At 40.0% G+C, this 15,158-nt stretch carries 16 protein-coding genes; 7 read left to right on the top strand and 9 right to left on the bottom strand.

Going from position 1 to position 15,158, the window contains the following annotated elements; all coding sequences use genetic code 11:
* Positions 1-125: 125 nt before the first annotated feature.
* From VB797_RS18030 to VB797_RS18000, 7 genes are all read right to left on the bottom strand, one after another.
* Positions 126-629, bottom strand: a complete 504-nt coding sequence (locus tag VB797_RS18030) for a MogA/MoaB family molybdenum cofactor biosynthesis protein (RefSeq protein WP_323239103.1) — start codon at positions 627-629, stop codon at positions 126-128.
* A 164-nt stretch (positions 630-793) separates the two neighbouring features.
* Complete coding sequence (gene psb28, locus VB797_RS18025) at positions 794-1,129, bottom strand: photosystem II reaction center protein Psb28 (protein ID WP_323239102.1); 336 nt, start codon at positions 1,127-1,129, stop codon at positions 794-796.
* A gap of 144 nt (positions 1,130-1,273) precedes the next feature.
* Entirely contained in the window at positions 1,274-2,146 is an 873-nt protein-coding gene (locus tag VB797_RS18020; RefSeq protein ID WP_323239101.1) for an MBL fold metallo-hydrolase, read from the bottom strand.
* Positions 2,147-2,270: 124 nt separating this feature from the next.
* Positions 2,271-2,489 carry a type II toxin-antitoxin system HicA family toxin gene (locus tag VB797_RS18015; protein ID WP_323239100.1) on the bottom strand — a complete coding sequence of 73 codons (219 nt, stop codon included), beginning with the start codon at positions 2,487-2,489 and terminating at the stop codon, positions 2,271-2,273.
* Positions 2,489-2,731, bottom strand: a complete 243-nt coding sequence (locus VB797_RS18010; protein ID WP_323239099.1) for a type II toxin-antitoxin system HicB family antitoxin — start codon at positions 2,729-2,731, stop codon at positions 2,489-2,491. Before VB797_RS18010 ends, VB797_RS18015 begins: the two co-directional genes overlap by 1 nt.
* Before the next feature lie 510 nt (positions 2,732-3,241).
* Positions 3,242-4,198 (bottom strand): heme o synthase, encoded by a 957-nt coding sequence (locus VB797_RS18005; protein ID WP_323239098.1) that lies wholly within the window; start codon positions 4,196-4,198, stop codon positions 3,242-3,244.
* Positions 4,199-4,314: 116 nt separating this feature from the next.
* Entirely contained in the window at positions 4,315-5,289 is a 975-nt protein-coding gene (locus tag VB797_RS18000) for a heme A synthase (RefSeq protein WP_323239097.1), read from the bottom strand.
* A 450-nt stretch (positions 5,290-5,739) separates the two neighbouring features.
* Between VB797_RS18000 and VB797_RS17995 the strand changes: the two genes are divergently transcribed.
* From VB797_RS17995 to VB797_RS17985, 3 genes are all read left to right on the top strand, one after another.
* The gene (locus VB797_RS17995) at positions 5,740-6,759 is read left to right on the top strand and encodes a cytochrome c oxidase subunit II (protein ID WP_323239096.1); all 1,020 of its coding nucleotides are present in this window, start codon (positions 5,740-5,742) and stop codon (positions 6,757-6,759) included.
* A 104-nt stretch (positions 6,760-6,863) separates the two neighbouring features.
* On the top strand, positions 6,864-8,603 hold the full coding sequence (gene ctaD, locus VB797_RS17990; protein WP_323239095.1) for a cytochrome c oxidase subunit I: 1,740 nt from the start codon (positions 6,864-6,866) through the stop codon (positions 8,601-8,603).
* A gap of 113 nt (positions 8,604-8,716) precedes the next feature.
* Positions 8,717-9,340: a heme-copper oxidase subunit III gene (locus VB797_RS17985; RefSeq protein WP_323239094.1), complete on the top strand. Its 624-nt coding sequence runs from the start codon at positions 8,717-8,719 to the stop codon at positions 9,338-9,340.
* Positions 9,341-10,053: 713 nt separating this feature from the next.
* Here VB797_RS17985 and VB797_RS17980 read toward each other — a convergent pair.
* Positions 10,054-10,563: a peptidoglycan-binding protein gene (locus tag VB797_RS17980; RefSeq protein ID WP_323239093.1), complete on the bottom strand. Its 510-nt coding sequence runs from the start codon at positions 10,561-10,563 to the stop codon at positions 10,054-10,056.
* 217 nt (positions 10,564-10,780) lie between these two features.
* Here VB797_RS17980 and VB797_RS17975 point away from each other — a divergent pair, with 217 nt between their 5' ends.
* The 3 genes from VB797_RS17975 to mutT all read left to right on the top strand — a co-directional run bounded on the left by VB797_RS17975 (position 10,781) and on the right by mutT (position 12,192).
* Positions 10,781-11,107, top strand: a complete 327-nt coding sequence (locus VB797_RS17975) for a hypothetical protein (RefSeq protein ID WP_323239092.1) — start codon at positions 10,781-10,783, stop codon at positions 11,105-11,107.
* Positions 11,108-11,109: 2 nt separating this feature from the next.
* On the top strand, positions 11,110-11,658 hold the full coding sequence (locus tag VB797_RS17970) for a GIY-YIG nuclease family protein (protein ID WP_323239091.1): 549 nt from the start codon (positions 11,110-11,112) through the stop codon (positions 11,656-11,658).
* A 96-nt stretch (positions 11,659-11,754) separates the two neighbouring features.
* The gene (gene mutT, locus VB797_RS17965; protein ID WP_323239090.1) at positions 11,755-12,192 is read left to right on the top strand and encodes an 8-oxo-dGTP diphosphatase MutT; all 438 of its coding nucleotides are present in this window, start codon (positions 11,755-11,757) and stop codon (positions 12,190-12,192) included.
* A gap of 21 nt (positions 12,193-12,213) precedes the next feature.
* Here mutT and VB797_RS17960 read toward each other — a convergent pair whose 3' ends face one another.
* Complete coding sequence (locus tag VB797_RS17960) at positions 12,214-13,407, bottom strand: histidine kinase (protein WP_323239089.1); 1,194 nt, start codon at positions 13,405-13,407, stop codon at positions 12,214-12,216.
* Between the two features lie 133 nt (positions 13,408-13,540).
* On the opposite strand from VB797_RS17960, the gene VB797_RS17955 reads away from it, so the two are divergent.
* A complete protein-coding gene (locus tag VB797_RS17955; protein ID WP_323239088.1) occupies positions 13,541-15,022 on the top strand; it encodes a hypothetical protein in 1,482 nt (493 codons plus the stop codon).
* The last annotated feature ends 136 nt before the right edge of the window (positions 15,023-15,158 follow it).

The following is a 15,158-nucleotide window of genomic DNA, read 5'->3' as shown; positions in this document are numbered from 1 at the left end:
ATGGGGAGATGGGGAGATGGGGGGATGGGGAGATGGGGAGACAAGGGGAAGATTTTAATCCAAAATCCAAAATCCAAAATCCAAAATCCAAAATCCAAAATCTAAAATCCCATAACTCCTAACTCCTAACTTTTGACCTGTCCAACTAAATGAATTAATTCGGGTATTATTAGTTTTTTCATTGCTAATTCCACTGCATTGCTGGAACCGGGAAGAGAAAAAATTAATTTGTGTTTATAAATACCAGCAACGGCACGAGAAGCGATGGCTCTGGAACCTATTTCTTGATAGCTCAAATAGCGGAATATTTCACCAAAACCGGGTAAGGTTTTCTCAAGTAACTTTGCGATCGCGTCATAAGTGGTGTCTCTGGGTGCAATACCAGTACCACCATTAAAAATTACAGCGTTTAAGTTTTTATTCTTACCTAACAATTCTAAATACTCTTGCAAAAGGCTTGGTTCGTCTTTGATAATCTTGCGATCGGCTACTTGATGATTTGCATCTTTGAGTAATTGTTGAATGATTGCACCGCTTTTATCAGTTTCGATAGTACGGGTATCGCTGACGGTAACGATTGCACAGCAAACAGTTTTATGATTTGAGTCTGGGTGAGGTGAATGTGACATAAGTTAACTACTAAATGCGTTATTTTTAACTTCTTTCTACTATTCCCTATTCCCTATTTCGGTCATTAGCCATTTTCCCAGTTTCCCTGGTTATTTATTACTTATTATTTTTTAATGACTAAAAACTAAGAACCAATGACTAATGACTGATGACTAATAATTTTTTACGATTGCTCTAATCCCAAGTCATTTTTGTCAGCATAGCGTTCCATAAAGCGCATAAAACGCTCCCATTCTTCAGCAGATTTCATCAAGTAAATTGCTTCTAAAGCTTCTGCTTTACCGTTGATAAATTTACCTTTCACTTCACGGGTAACGATTTCTCCTTCTTCGTCAACCATGTACATTCCAGTAATTTCATCCGTACTTCCTTCAGCCAAAGCTTTCGGATTGTTAAAAATAAACGTTGCAGTACCGCTATCTCCACTACGAGAACGTGTTAAACGCACTTCTGGAATAACCTCTTCGTTGACACCTCTTGAAAACTGTATTGTTGCCATAATGCTTGTAATTTAAAATGATCTAATGGTGAAACTAGTATTGTCTCATCATTTAGAACCAAGGTGTAACATTACGTTGAAACGAATGCTTGCGATCGCTTAATAGGACGTAACGATTAGAACTGCTATAACCCGGTTACGCTTCTAAACCGTTTCCATCCAATCAATACACTTTTTTAATTGTTGTTGCATAGTTTCAGCATCAGCATGATATCTACGACCGTGACCGGGTAAAACCCATTCAAAAGGATAATTAGTTAATTTTGGCATTGATTTCTTTAGCTCATCCCAGGAATACCAGCAGAAATTTCGGAAAGCTACCAGTTGTTTTAATCCATCTGACCAAGCAAGATGATCCCCGGTAAACAAAAATTTATTTTTATAAAGTAAAACAGTATTTCCCTCAGTGTGTCCCGGAACAGTAATAATTAACAATTCTGGAGTTAAATTAAAAGGTTCCTCACCGCTTAACTGAATTTCCACATCGCGAGTACTCGAATTAATTTCCTCTTGATGAAGAATGCGATCGCAACCAAAATGCTCGGCAAATTTTTGATGATCTGCTACATCATCTCGGTGAGTTAAGTACATATAGCGAATTCCGCCCATTTGTTCCAAACGCTTCACCAAAGGTTGTGTAAATCGAGGAGAATCAACTAAGATATTGCCTTCAGGTAGCTGAATAAAATAGCTCGCAGCACCATAAGACTTTTCTGAATGGTAGCCGCAATGATAAACGTTTTCTTCTACCGGAATCGGAAAACTTGATTGAGCATCTTTGATATCTTGGGGTTTTTCAACAGTACCAATCGAAGCCGTAGGACAAGATAATAAAGCTTGAAGTGCAGCTAATCTTTGTTTTTCATCAGTTGGTTGGTGGTGTACCGCTGACATTCCTGCTTCACGAGTAAATACTTGAGGAGTCATCCAGCGACAGGTATCGCAATCAATGCAGGTAGTATCTACATAAAAATCGCCGCTAACATTTTCAGTTCGACGCAGATTTAAAGTAGCCATGTTAAACCTCTTTTTATGTAGTTTAAGGTAAAGGGAATTAACCTTTATATGACTACGTTAGCAAAAGTCTATGTTGAGTTTGATAGTTGAAATATAACGATTCTTATTTACAAATTTTAATGATTTATAGTACTTCCCATTGTTCACGACTAATATTAGCTTGACGCAATATTCTACTGAGTAGACTTGGACTAATATCTGCTTTATGTGGATTGGGAATTGTCAGTTTGAATTCATCCTTTATCATGTATTGATGCTTCCCTCCGGAGAATGGACCATCAAAACCTAATTGTTTGAGAGAACTAATCAAATCGCGTCTACTGATTGCTCCAAAAGATGGCATTAGGCAACCTCTAAAGTAGAATTTAAGTCAATATCATCAAGTATTGGCAAAGTATGACCCAAACGCAATCCCAAAATTATCCAACCTTCCAAAGCATCTTGCAATTCTTCTCTACAAGCTTCCAATGTAGAAGCATTAGCCCAAACACCTTGACACTCAGCAATTTCGCTATAGAAAGTTCCATCGTCAAGCAACTCATAAGTCGCTTTACGCATTGCTCTATGAATATATTCTGTTAACATTTGTTTTACCGCAGCCTTTAAAGAAATTTGCTTAGAAAATTAAATAGTTGCCATATTTTTATGATAGGCAGTTTTTTTAAATAGTTAACAGACGAATATAATTAATTACTACACAGGCAAAGTCCACCTTCGTGGGCTAATAGCTGCGGTTTAAAGTGCTAAGTAAATCAAATAAGGCTTTCAAAAAATCATGATAAAGATTTAAATTATTGAGAATGATTTAAGAACAGGCAATACAATTGCGCTGCCAAGAAAAGATAAAATGACAGGAAACAAAAAGAATTTTCGCCAACATTAAATACATAAATTATTTTCAAAGGATTTGGTTCATGGTGAGGGGTAAATCCCTTACTACAAACGAAAAATATCCTTTAGCCCACGCAGGTGGGCTTTGTATTTATAGCCCCAACCTTCCAGGCTGAGGGTAGATTAAATCGAAAATCCTCCCCATGCAAAAAACCGGGCTTGCGAACCCGGTTTCTAAAGGTTAAATCCAATAAATTCAAGCGATCAACCAACCAATAAATGTAACTTATCGCCGACAAAACTTACAGCACGATGGGCGATCGGTAAACTATCAATTACCATACCCAAACATAACAACATCATGTAAGAAATGGAATAAAGAAACATTCCTTTAGCTGAACTGCGATCTTCGGGATTTTGTAATAATTGCCACGCTTTACGAATAAATACCGCTCCCAAACACAAAGCAATAGTAGCGTAGATAATTCCTGCTGAATGCAAGGGATAAACAAGTAAAAACGTTGCTGCTACGGTTACAAGGGTGTACCACCAAATTTGCCAAACCGTCGCTTTCTCTCCAGCAACTACTGGTAACATTGGTACGCCTACAGATGCGTAATCATCCTTAATCATCAAGGCTAAAGACCAAAAGTGTGGCGGAGTCCAAAGAAAGACAATACCAAATAGCAACCATGCTGTTGGACTTAAGGTACCAGTAACAGCTGCCCAACCAACCAATGCCGGAATTGCTCCTGCTGCTCCCCCAATCACAATATTTTGCGTGGTGTTGCGCTTCAGCCAGTGAGTGTAAATTAACAGGTAAAAAACAATCCCAGACATTGCTAAAAACGCAGAAAGCAAATTAGCAAATATACTGAGCAACGCAAAAGAAATTATACCTAATACGACTGCGAAAATTAAAGCATCGCGGGGCTGGACTCTACCCGAAGGAATAGGACGATGGCGAGTACGCTCCATATCGTAATCGATATCGCGATCGTAAATACAGTTGATTGTTTGGGCGCTAGCAGCGGCTAAAGTACCACCAGTCAGAGTAACTAACAACAATATCGGGTCTACTTCTCCAGATGCAGCTATCCACATACTTCCAGCAGTGGTAATTAGCAACAAAGGGATAATTCGAGGTTTAGTTAACTGGTAGTAACTTTGAATAACCTCTAAAAATGTAGAATGGTGGCGAGAGACATTTGTCTCAATCATCTTGGTAATGGTTCCTTATTTTTTAACAATTTATATGCTGTTCTCGCTTTGGAGGCTGTTAGCATCGAACAAATGAGTTAGCAGCGAGCAGTTATCAGTTACCAATTAAGAACTAACTATGTTGTTTGTTCACTTGTAACAGATGAATTCAACCCTTGGTTGTAACCAGAAATACTACGAGTGTCCATCCAATCGCGTACACAAAGAACTGTAAAAACAACTAAAGTACCTAGCAAAGAAGCTCCAATCAACTGATGAGTAACGGTTAGAAGTTCTACTTGTAGGTGTAAGCGGTAGGTCGCAAATCCTAAGATTATTTGTAAAATTAATAGCCCACCTGCGTAATTGGCCAGTTTTCGTAAAGCTGGATGTAGTGCTGGCGTGCGCCATGACACAAATACCAAGGATAATATTGCTACAGTTGGCGGTAGCAAACCGAAAATATGAGTATACATGACGTTACAAAGTTGGTACCCTGTAAAGCATTGATGTAATGCCCAGCGCGAACCGACTAAGGCACCTAATAAGCTTTGAAAATAAACCAAAACGCTAGCAACAAGAGATATTACAGGCAGTTTAGCAACTGTTCCTGTGGCATTGTAAGGTGTAAGTGCCGTACCGATAACCAGCAAAGTTGTGAAGAAGAACAATGCGGTTCCTAAATGAGCGGTAACGATATCAAACCGTAAAAGTTGGGTAACGGTGAGTCCTCCTAAAATGCCTTGGAAGACGATTAAAAACAGAGCAAACGTAGAAGCCCAAGGGAGCCATTTAGGTAAGGAACGACGATTCCACCAAGAGGTTCCCACTAAGAATATGGCACTAAAGCCAATTAATGACGCATCCAATCGATGAAACCATTCTAGAAAAACTTGCAAATTCATTTGTTTAGTCGGCACAAGTTCCCCATAACAAAGCGGCCAATCCGGACAAGCAAGTCCAGCATTCATCACGCGGGTAGCGCTACCGATCGCCATTAAAATTAAAGTAGCGATCGCCATTTTCCACACGAGCTTACGAATTCTATCCTTTGGTAGCTGTTGCTGCGTCGTCGCAACTTGGTTTTGTGGTTCTACAACAAATTGGCTCATCAATACCTTCTCTTATGCCCGAAAATCCGAGCTACTCCATTTTAATAAAATCAATCACAATTCATTTCCACACTAGCGCAAACCCCAAGCTTGGAGATCAGCCCCTTACTTATACTCTGGATCGGGAATCAGGGATGTAGGCGAAAGCTTTAGAGATTTTTTAGGTTTTTGTAAGTTGGGAAGTGGTAATTGGGCATTAGTTGTATTTGTAGTGGGAGCGTCTCGCTCCCTAGTTTATTTATAGATAGCGAGCAAGATGCATATCCTTACGGACACGCTACGCTAACCCACTACTTCCTATCTCCCCATCTCCCCATCCCCCCATCTCTCTCCCCAAGTCTAAAAAATAATAAAGATTTTTAGTTGTTACACCCAATGTCAATCGCCTAGACTAACTTAGTATGTGAGTAGTGCTAAATAATCTAAGTTATCCGCTAACTATTATTAACCGTGAATATTCCAAGTACAATCTGGACGTTATTAATTGGTATCCTGCTGACATTAACCAGTTTTTGGTTTGGTCAAAATCATGGTCTACTACCTACGGCAGCTTCAGATGAAGCCTTTTTAGTAGATGGCTTGTTCAATACGATGATGACTGTTTCTGTTGGTATATTTCTCATCGTTGAAGGAGTTTTGATTTTTAGTGCCATCAAATACCGTCGTCGTAAAGGTGATGATACAGATGCCGAACCAATTCATGGCAATGTACCTTTAGAAATTCTCTGGACGGCAATACCAGCTATTATTGTTTTCGGTATTTCTGTTTACAGTTTTGATGTATACAACGAAATCGGTGGGTTTGGACACCATGCTGTTGAAGAATCTATCATCAGTAGACCACAAGCAACATCAATCCCTGGAGCTGCGATCGCAGCAACTTTGGATTCGGCTTCAGATGTGAGAAACATTGACCAGCTTCCCGAAAAGCAAGATGCTCCTGGTATGGGTATAGTTGCTCCAAGTTTGGGTGCGACTCCTGAAAATGAAGGTAAACAGCCAGATTTGGTGGTAAAAGTTACTGGTTTGCAGTACGCTTTCCTTTTTAACTATCCCGATAGTGGTGTTTTTTCTGGTGAACTGCACCTTCCTATTGGTAAAGAAGTTCTACTTGATATGGCTGCAAACGATGTAATTCACGCTTTTTGGGTGCCAGAATTTCGCCTCAAACAGGATTTAATTCCCGGTAGACAAACACAACTTCGCTTTACTCCCAGAGTAGCAGGCGACTACAAACTAATTTGTGCCGAACTTTGCGGTCCCTATCATGGTGCAATGAACGCAACTGTTGTAGTTGAAACACTCGAAGATTTTAATGGTTGGGTCAAAGAACAGCAAGTTGCCAGCATTGAAACATTCAATCAAGCAGTTGCAGTTAATCCACAACAAAAATCGGCAGATGAATTTCTTGCTCCCTACACCAGTGAAATGGGAATTTCATCAGAAATGTTGCACCAAATTCATAAGTAAGTGAGGAGTTATGAGTTAAGAGTTAAGAGTTATGAGTTAATAATTACCTGCTCACTGCTCACTGTTGACAGATTTCATAAATCAAACCGACAAAAAAGTATTTTATGACACAAGCACAGTTAGAACAAACCAGTCATTCGGCTGATACTTCACATCATCGTCAAAGAAAATGGTGGGAGTATTTTACTTTTAATACCGACCATAAGGTAATTGGGATTCAGTACCTGGTTACTACATTCATTTTTTACTGTATCGGCGGTGTGATGGCGGATTTGGTTCGCACGGAATTGCGAACTCCGGCTTCAGACTTTGTAAGTCCCGAAATTTACAATAGTTTGTTTACGCTGCACGCCACAATCATGATTTTTCTGTGGATTGTGCCAGCGGGTGCGGGTTTCGCTAATTATCTGATCCCCTTGATGATTGGGGCTGAGGATATGGCGTTTCCTAAATTAAACGCTCTGGCATTCTGGATGGTTCCTCCTTCTGGGGTGCTGCTAATTAGCAGTCTGCTTGTTGGCGATGCACCGGATGCAGGTTGGACTTCTTACCCTCCGTTGAGTTTAGTTACCGGACAGGTGGGTGAAGCAATTTGGATCGGTAGTATCCTGCTACTGGGTACCTCGTCAATTTTGGGTGCCATCAATTTTCTGGTAACTTTGCTAAAAATGCGTGCGCCGGGTATCGGTTTTCACCAATTACCGCTGTTTTGCTGGGCAATGTTGGCTACCTCGGCACTGGTTTTAATTTCAACTCCAGTACTAGCAGGCGCACTTATACTACTTTCCTTTGACTTAATTGCCGGAACCGCATTTTTTAACCCATCTGGGGGCGGCGACCCGGTAGTATACCAGCATATGTTCTGGTTTTACTCGCACCCTGCGGTTTACATCATGATTTTGCCTTTCTTCGGGGTAATTTCAGAAGTTATACCTACTCATTCCCGCAAACCGATTTTTGGTTATAAGGCGATCGCCTATTCTTCTCTGGCAATTAGCTTTTTGGGTTTGATTGTCTGGGCGCACCATATGTTTACCAGCGGGATTCCCGGTTGGCTGCGAATGTTTTTCATGATTACCACTATGGTGATTGCCGTACCTACTGGTATTAAAATATTTAGCTGGTTGGCGACAATGTGGGGTGGGAAAATCCGTCTCAACAGCGCAATGCTCTTTGCAATAGGCTTTTTGGGTATCTTTGTAATTGGCGGTATCAGTGGTGTAATGTTAGCCGCCGTGCCTTTTGATATCCACGTCCACGATACATATTTTGTCGTGGCTCACTTACATTACGTATTATTCGGTGGTTCAGTTTTGGGAATTTTTGCTGGTTACTACCATTGGTTCCCCAAAATTACCGGACGCATGGTTAATGAAACCTTGGGTCGGATTCATTTTGCCCTCACAATTGTCGGCATGAACATGACCTTCTTACCGATGCACCAATTGGGTTTGATGGGTATGAATCGCCGCATCGCTATGTATGACCCCAAATTTGCTGCTATCAACGAATTTTGTACCTACGGTTCTTACATTTTGGCGGTTTCTACAATCCCCTTCATCATCAACGTAATTTGGAGTTGGATGGCTGGGGAAAAAGCTAATAACAATCCTTGGGATTCCTTGACACTGGAGTGGATGACCACATCACCACCTGCGATCGAGAACTTCGAGTCACATCCTTTCCTACTGATCGGACCTTACGAATACGGAAGCGAAAAAGCTAAAAAAGTTGTAGCTCTATCCCATACCGATGACCCCTTTGGTAATGCCACATCCGCAGCACCAGAAACCAGCGATGACGACGAACCATATCCGGCGATCGCAGCTGAAGCCGCTGGGTAAGGTTAGTTAATTATCGCAAAAACCTCATCCCCTCCCCTCTCCTTAGTAAGGAGAGGGGTGTCCGAAAGACCGGGTGAGGTTCCAATTAATTATTCATACTCAATTAAAAATTTATGCAAAGTCAAGCAATCGACCCCGCAAAAACAGAACAAAATCATCACCACGCAGCGACTGTAGAAGCCCAACACGCAGCACATCCAGACCATCGTTTATTCGGATTAGTTGTATTCTTAATTGCTGAAGGAATGATTTTTTTGGGTATGTTCGGTGCATACTTTGCTTTCCGTTCTACCTTAGCTGAATGGCCTCCCGCAGGCACCCCAGAGTTAGAATTATTACTCCCCGGTATCAACACCGTAATTCTAATTTCCAGTAGTTTTGTAATTCATAAGGCCGATACTGCGATTAAAAAGAACAACGTGCGGGGAATGCAAATGTGGTTTGCAATTACCGCTGTGATGGGAATTATCTTTTTGTGCGGTCAAATTTACGAATACAAACATTTGGAATTCGGTTTAACAACCAATCTTTTCGCTAGTGCATTTTACGTGTTGACAGGTTTCCACGGACTGCACGTTACAGTCGGTGTTTTAGCGATATTGTCTGTATTGTGGCGTTCTCGCAAACCCAATCATTACAGCGACAAACATCATTTCGGTATCGAAGCAGCCGAACTTTACTGGCACTTTGTAGACGTAATTTGGATTATTCTTTTCGGAATTTTGTATATTCTTTAATTAGCCTACGCAGGTAGGCTTCGTAATATTAGCCCCAGCCTTCTAGGCTGCGGGTGTTTTTTTTTGATACATTTTTTTTTACACTTCTAAGCACTACGCCAATTCAACAAATTTTTAGTATACATATAAACCCGGTTTCTTCAAGAAACCGGGTTTTGAACTCTCATAAGATTCGGCTACTCCTATGTTTAGAGAGAAACCCAATCAACGTGACGACTCTCACCGCTAAAAGCATCGCAATGTAGCGGGAGCATCTAACCTCGCAGTTAGAATTTGCTGATTCACAGGTCTGGTATTCCAGTAACCTCCACAGCCAGCAACGACCCGTCCAGACCGTTGTTTTGTACAAGAAACCTTCATTTTTGTACAACGATGAGGTAACTGATTTTACGCAACCAACCGCGAGCAAATAAATATTTGCATTCCTGGTTGCAACCCCATATCAGTTGTCTAGGTTCGGATTTTCTCGGTGCAAATTACTGCCACTCCGAGATACATATATTTTACCTCAAATGCAAAATGCTCAAAGATTATTAGTTATGAAAATTGTAAAAAGATTAGTAATTGATAGGGCATCGAACCCTATCAATTACTCTCCTATCAAGCGACGTTTCGGGGGGAAGCTTCCCCCCGAAAGCTCGCGCCCCCATCACCGCCAAGTCTGCGACTGTGGTGGGAGTACCCCGGAGGTTTAGATGGATAAGTGCAGAAATTTAACAGAAAACCGTTTGAATCTTGCTAATCTCAAACCAAGTGCGATCGCCAACTATTCCGTCAACTGGTAAACCAGTGTTTTGTTGCAGATTTCTCACGGCTGATTCTGTTTGCGAACCAAAAATTCCATCAATTGCACCAACGTTGTAACCACCAATAGCTATACGCTCTTGCATTTGCTTAACTAACGATCCGGTGCTGCCTTTTTTTAATATAGGCATATCGACAGGTGCGCCCTTATAAAGTGCTTGCCAAGTTTTATTCCCGACAACGCCATCTTGTACTAAAAACATTTTGCCTTGAAACAGTTTTACAGCTTTTTCTGTTTCAGAACCAAATACACCATCAATTGCCTCAACGCCAGCAGGGAAAGCGCAAGCTCCATTACTATAAAGGTATACATACATACCGTAGTCTAAAAGTAGCTTTTGCAATTCTTTGACTGTTTCACCTGTAGAACCTTTTTTAAGTACTGGCTTGTTGAGTTGATTGGCTGTAGCAACTGTCATAATCTTGACTCCATTTTGTGTGTGTAATAAGTAATTCATCAAGAACCCATTGGATTACGACAAGCTGATGGTACACAAAGGGGTACTATTTACCTTTTGAGGAGTTTGATTATTTTTAAGTGCAATATCTTGTTAAGCTTTATTATTTTTCGTTCCAAAAACTTTCTTTAACGCACTTGGAAGTTATAAAATTCCATAGGTCAAGATTATCGGAAAAATGGCTTTAAAAATTATTCAAAGTTTTGACAGTAGTTTCACTTTAGAACCACAAGCTAAAGCAGCTTTATTTGAACTGTTAACCAACGAAAGCTTTTTAAAACAGGTTTGTCAGCAGTCGAATTGCCAACAAGTAGAATTTATAGAATTACTATTTCAGCCTGTTCCTTACAGCAACGCTACACCGAAAGGAATGCCAGCGGAATTTGAGAAATATCATCAATCTGAAGAGTACGTGGTTCTAAATGTACCGCCGAACTTTATGTTTAAAGCCAAGATTTTTAAACCAAGTCGGCTATGTGCAATTTACAGAAAAATTGATCATTGATTATGGCTACAGAAACGAATATCCCTAATTTAACAAGTTTAGAATATATTCCTTATATTGATGAAAATGGCGAATTGCCCGAACAATATCAAGGAAAAATTGGAGTTTATGCAATTTTTGACCAAGACAAAACTCTACAATTTATCGGTTATTCTCGCGATGTTTTTCTTAGTCTCAGACAGCATTTAGTCCGACAACCGCAATATTGTTATTGGGTAAAAGTAGAAACTATTGAGCGTCCCAGCCGTAAAATTTTAGAGGAAATCGAGCAAGCCTGGATTGCGGAAAATGGTAGTTTACCTATAGGAAATGGAGAAAATAAAGAAAAATGGATTTCTCCTATTGATGCGAAAGCTTTAATTACTCCCGAAGAACAAGCTAATTATGATAATCCTGTTAACGATGAAATGACAAAGATTAAAATTATTAAAAATGTTGCCAGAAGAGTTGAAGCGGAAATATTGAAAGAGTTAGAAGCGCGGGGTTTACAAATGCAGGTGAGGTTTAATCCCAAGTTGAAGGAAGAAGGTTTGTTGGATGTGAAATCTTAGAAGGTTTATATTGGTACAGTCCACGCAGGTGGACTTTGCCTGTGTAGCAGCGGTTTCAACCGCCGGATAAAATATATAAAAACTATATATATAACTATGACTCAAACCCATTCTTCCCCACCTCACAAAATTATCGGTGTCGCGGTAATTTGGAACGATAAACAACAGATTTTAATCGATCGCCGTCGTCAACAAGGTGCGATGGGTGGTTTCTGGGAGTTTCCTGGTGGCAAAATAGAACCAGGTGAAACTATCGAAGAATGTATTAAACGAGAAATTCAAGAAGAATTAGCAATAGAAATTGAAGTCGGAGAGCATCTAATTACTATTGACCACACTTATCCCGATTTACGGGTTACTCTTACCGTACACGAATGCCGCCATCTTCATGGTATCCCCCAACCATTAGAATGTGATGAAATTCGCTGGGTAAATTTAGAGCTATTAGAAACATTTAATTTCCCCGCTGCAAATTTCCAAATTATTAAAGTTTTACAGCAAAAAGTAATTAACCGCAAACAGTTAATTAATTAAAACTCTTCCCCACTCCCTTAATTAACTCGGATAAACCGGCAGTAAAAAGTGAAACCATGCTCCGCCGGTAGGTGCGGTATCTACCCAGATTTGACCGTAGTGGGCTAGGACAATTTTTTGACATAAGTTTAAGCCAATACCGTAACCATCTTTAGCTTGATCTCGTTCTAAACGGTAGTGATTTTCAAAAATGCGATCGCGATTTTCTTCGGGAATACCTGGGCCGCTATCACCGATGCTAAATTGCACTTTTTGGCTGGTACGATGCAAACCGGCAATAATCAGCGTACCGTTGAGGGGGGTGTATTTAATCGCGTTATCGAGAAGATTTATTAATACTTGGTGTATCCGTTCGGGGTCTGCATAAACATATGGTAGGTCTTGGGGAATATCTTTTTCTATTGTGAGGAATTTGGCTTTACAGGATTCGCTTAATTCTTCGAGTACTTCCAAACAAAGATCGCCTATAGAAATTTTAGTTGGTGAGATCGTAATTTTTGTATCTTTACCGCGTCCGACTTGCAAAAGGTCAGTAATCATCTTTTCAATTACCTTAGTTTGAGTGCGAGCGTGATTAAGTACGTGAGCGGCTAATGGTGGTTTTATTCGCCTGAATTCACCAGTTTCACTATCGAAATTAGATTTTAATGTATCTATGGCGATAATTGCTGCCGTGAGGGGGTTGCGGAGGTCGTGCGCTAACATTGCGATCGCCCGGTCTTTAAAAAACAACTGTTCTTGAAGTTGCTGTTTTTCCTGCTTTAAACGAAACACTTCATCGGTAAGCTGAATAATTTCGGAAGAAATCGCTAGCGAATCAGTGGGAATTTGAGTATTGATACATTCGTCGTTCGGGTCATTTTTGGGAATTTCCAGTAATTCGTGCTGTAATTGTAGGTAAGATTCTATACTGTTTTGCCAGCGAGACCACCAGGTTTTTAGTTGCTCGACTATATTGCTACCGGCTAGGACTTGTCTGGGTTCTGGATGAATCTTGACTAATGCTGGTGTTGCAACCAGTTTAAAATGTTCTGCTAAATGGGGTTGTTTGCCGACATCTATAACTTGAAGCGATAAATCACATTCAAGCTGCAACTGCTTGAGATAGGAGCTAATCTGCTGTACTTGTTGGCGGGATTTGGGGCGTTCATCCACAAATAGTAGCAGTTGTAAAGGGGCTTCTGAATTAATCAGCGGTTTTTGAGAAGCTTGCATCAAATCTTGTCTCAATACTGGTAACAAACCGTTATCGCTTTCGGTAAAAGTACAATCAACTGACGGATGCCCGTAAAATAGTTGTTTTAATTCTATTTTAGGCTTTTTACACCATAATTAATGGATTTTTGACATGAGATATTTTTTCAGCTTTTTACTTCCTTTTTGCTTGCTAGCTAACGTTGAAAGCGCTTTTGCACTTAAGGCTAATTTACAATCTTCTCCAGATCGCAATTCAATTCAAGCTGAAAGCTTTGAAGTAGTTTCCAGAAGGTTGGTGACTCAGCAGGTAAACTTAATTTCTCGAATTGAACAAGCTTTAATACAACCCGATTCTAATAAAATGCGAGCCGTGGGAGGGCAGTTATTTACCCAAACCGTAGCCGTAGAAGGTTTTCTTAATCAATATGCTAATCCTCAAGCTTTGTGCAGCCAAAATCAAGGTGCGAGTATTTCTCTTAATTCCATACCTCCTTTAAGTGCATCCAATTTAAAGATTTACTGTTCCTTGTATAATTCGAGCCAGGTCTTATCAAAGCTTACCCCATTATTAGATAGACTTCTATCTAGACGTGGTGAAATAACCCATACGCGAGAATTACCTTTGGTCAGTGGAGAAAAACAATCCGATTTAGTGCTTCCTCTGTCTCCCCTTAGCCGTCCCAATCTTCATAAACCGGCTACTCCTTACGCTATTTTAGAGCCTGACGCGAACAACAATGATTCAATCTTTATTGGTAAAAGTAAAAAGAAGGCGATCGCTAATTATAATCCACCAGTCCAACCAGCAATTAAACCACCATCTGAAGCGTTAACAACTTTAAAAAATGCCGAAAAGTTTTTAGCAATAGCAATATCTGAATTTCCCGATGCCAATAATTTTCACAATCCTAAAAAAACCGCTGCGGAATTAGATAGTTTGACCTATGATGTTTACCCCAAGGAAAAGGAAATACATCATAAATTGCTATCAATGTCTAACACGGGTATTTTCCGAGTATTGCAATATCAAGCTTATCTTCGTCCCTTGAATACTGTGGAGAATCGCTCTCAAAAAAATGTTCTTGGTCGTTATCCTTTCCCGGTTTTAGCTGAATCCAAGGGTGACTTTACGCCTAATTTACCACTTCAAATAGTAAAAGGAAAGTTTCAACTATTGCCGCAAGGAGTGAATTATGGATTTATAGCAGAGGTTGGGGATATACCTTTAGAAAAATTGGATGCAAGCTTGCAGGTTGTTGCTCCTGAAAAAAGAAATATTTTTATTAATTATCAGCCTCCTAAAAAATTAAATGCCTTACAAGCAGAAAGACAAAAAATTGTTACCGGGAAACATCAAATTTCAAATACAGTTGAGGCGAAATTAAACCATACTTACTTAGTGCGTAACTTCCAGTTTCAGCTACCAGAAATCATCGCCAACAATCAACCACTGACCAGAAAACAACGCCGTTATTTAGACCAATTATTAGAAATGCAAAGTAGCGATGTAATTGTTGCTTTTAGACCTATAAGTCGCCGTACTGATGGTACTTATACGATTGTCTGGCGAGTTTTGCAGCAACTAAACGACCCGCAAATTGATGATTTAGAAAGTTATCTTACATATCAATAATTTTCGTCAAATTAAGAAAACCTTACCGTCAATCCCTCTCCGTGAGTTCGGAAAGGGAAGTTTGTAGGTTGGGTTAGACACGAAAACCAATTTTAAGAAAGCGACGAAAATCTATTTTATCGTGTCGTAACCCAAT

It is taken from the genome of Rivularia sp. UHCC 0363 (genome assembly GCF_034931125.1).
GTDB lineage: Bacteria > Cyanobacteriota > Cyanobacteriia > Cyanobacteriales > Nostocaceae > Rivularia.
The sequence above is the reverse complement of the archived record's forward strand: the minus strand, read 5'-3'. Positions and strand labels throughout refer to the sequence as shown.

Bases quoted from the DNA above. Each gene is read 5' to 3' on its own strand.
- VB797_RS18015 (WP_323239100.1), bottom strand. From the start codon at position 2,489: ATGCCATCTTTTGGAGCAATCAGTAGACGCGATTTGATTAGTTCTCTC.
- VB797_RS17975 (WP_323239092.1), top strand. From the start codon at position 10,781: ATGGCTTTAAAAATTATTCAAAGTTTTGACAGTAGTTTCACTTTAGAA.
- VB797_RS17970 (WP_323239091.1), top strand. From the start codon at position 11,110: ATGGCTACAGAAACGAATATCCCTAATTTAACAAGTTTAGAATATATT.
- VB797_RS18000 (WP_323239097.1), bottom strand. From the start codon at position 5,289: ATGAGCCAATTTGTTGTAGAACCACAAAACCAAGTTGCGACGACGCAG.
- VB797_RS17980 (WP_323239093.1), bottom strand. From the start codon at position 10,563: ATGACAGTTGCTACAGCCAATCAACTCAACAAGCCAGTACTTAAAAAA.
- VB797_RS18030 (WP_323239103.1), bottom strand. From the start codon at position 629: ATGTCACATTCACCTCACCCAGACTCAAATCATAAAACTGTTTGCTGT.
- ctaD (WP_323239095.1), top strand. From the start codon at position 6,864: ATGACACAAGCACAGTTAGAACAAACCAGTCATTCGGCTGATACTTCA.
- VB797_RS17960 (WP_323239089.1), bottom strand. From the start codon at position 13,407: ATGCAAGCTTCTCAAAAACCGCTGATTAATTCAGAAGCCCCTTTACAA.
- VB797_RS18010 (WP_323239099.1), bottom strand. From the start codon at position 2,731: ATGTTAACAGAATATATTCATAGAGCAATGCGTAAAGCGACTTATGAG.
- mutT (WP_323239090.1), top strand. From the start codon at position 11,755: ATGACTCAAACCCATTCTTCCCCACCTCACAAAATTATCGGTGTCGCG.
- psb28 (WP_323239102.1), bottom strand. From the start codon at position 1,129: ATGGCAACAATACAGTTTTCAAGAGGTGTCAACGAAGAGGTTATTCCA.
- VB797_RS18020 (WP_323239101.1), bottom strand. From the start codon at position 2,146: ATGGCTACTTTAAATCTGCGTCGAACTGAAAATGTTAGCGGCGATTTT.
- VB797_RS17985 (WP_323239094.1), top strand. From the start codon at position 8,717: ATGCAAAGTCAAGCAATCGACCCCGCAAAAACAGAACAAAATCATCAC.
- VB797_RS18005 (WP_323239098.1), bottom strand. From the start codon at position 4,198: ATGATTGAGACAAATGTCTCTCGCCACCATTCTACATTTTTAGAGGTT.
- VB797_RS17955 (WP_323239088.1), top strand. From the start codon at position 13,541: ATGAGATATTTTTTCAGCTTTTTACTTCCTTTTTGCTTGCTAGCTAAC.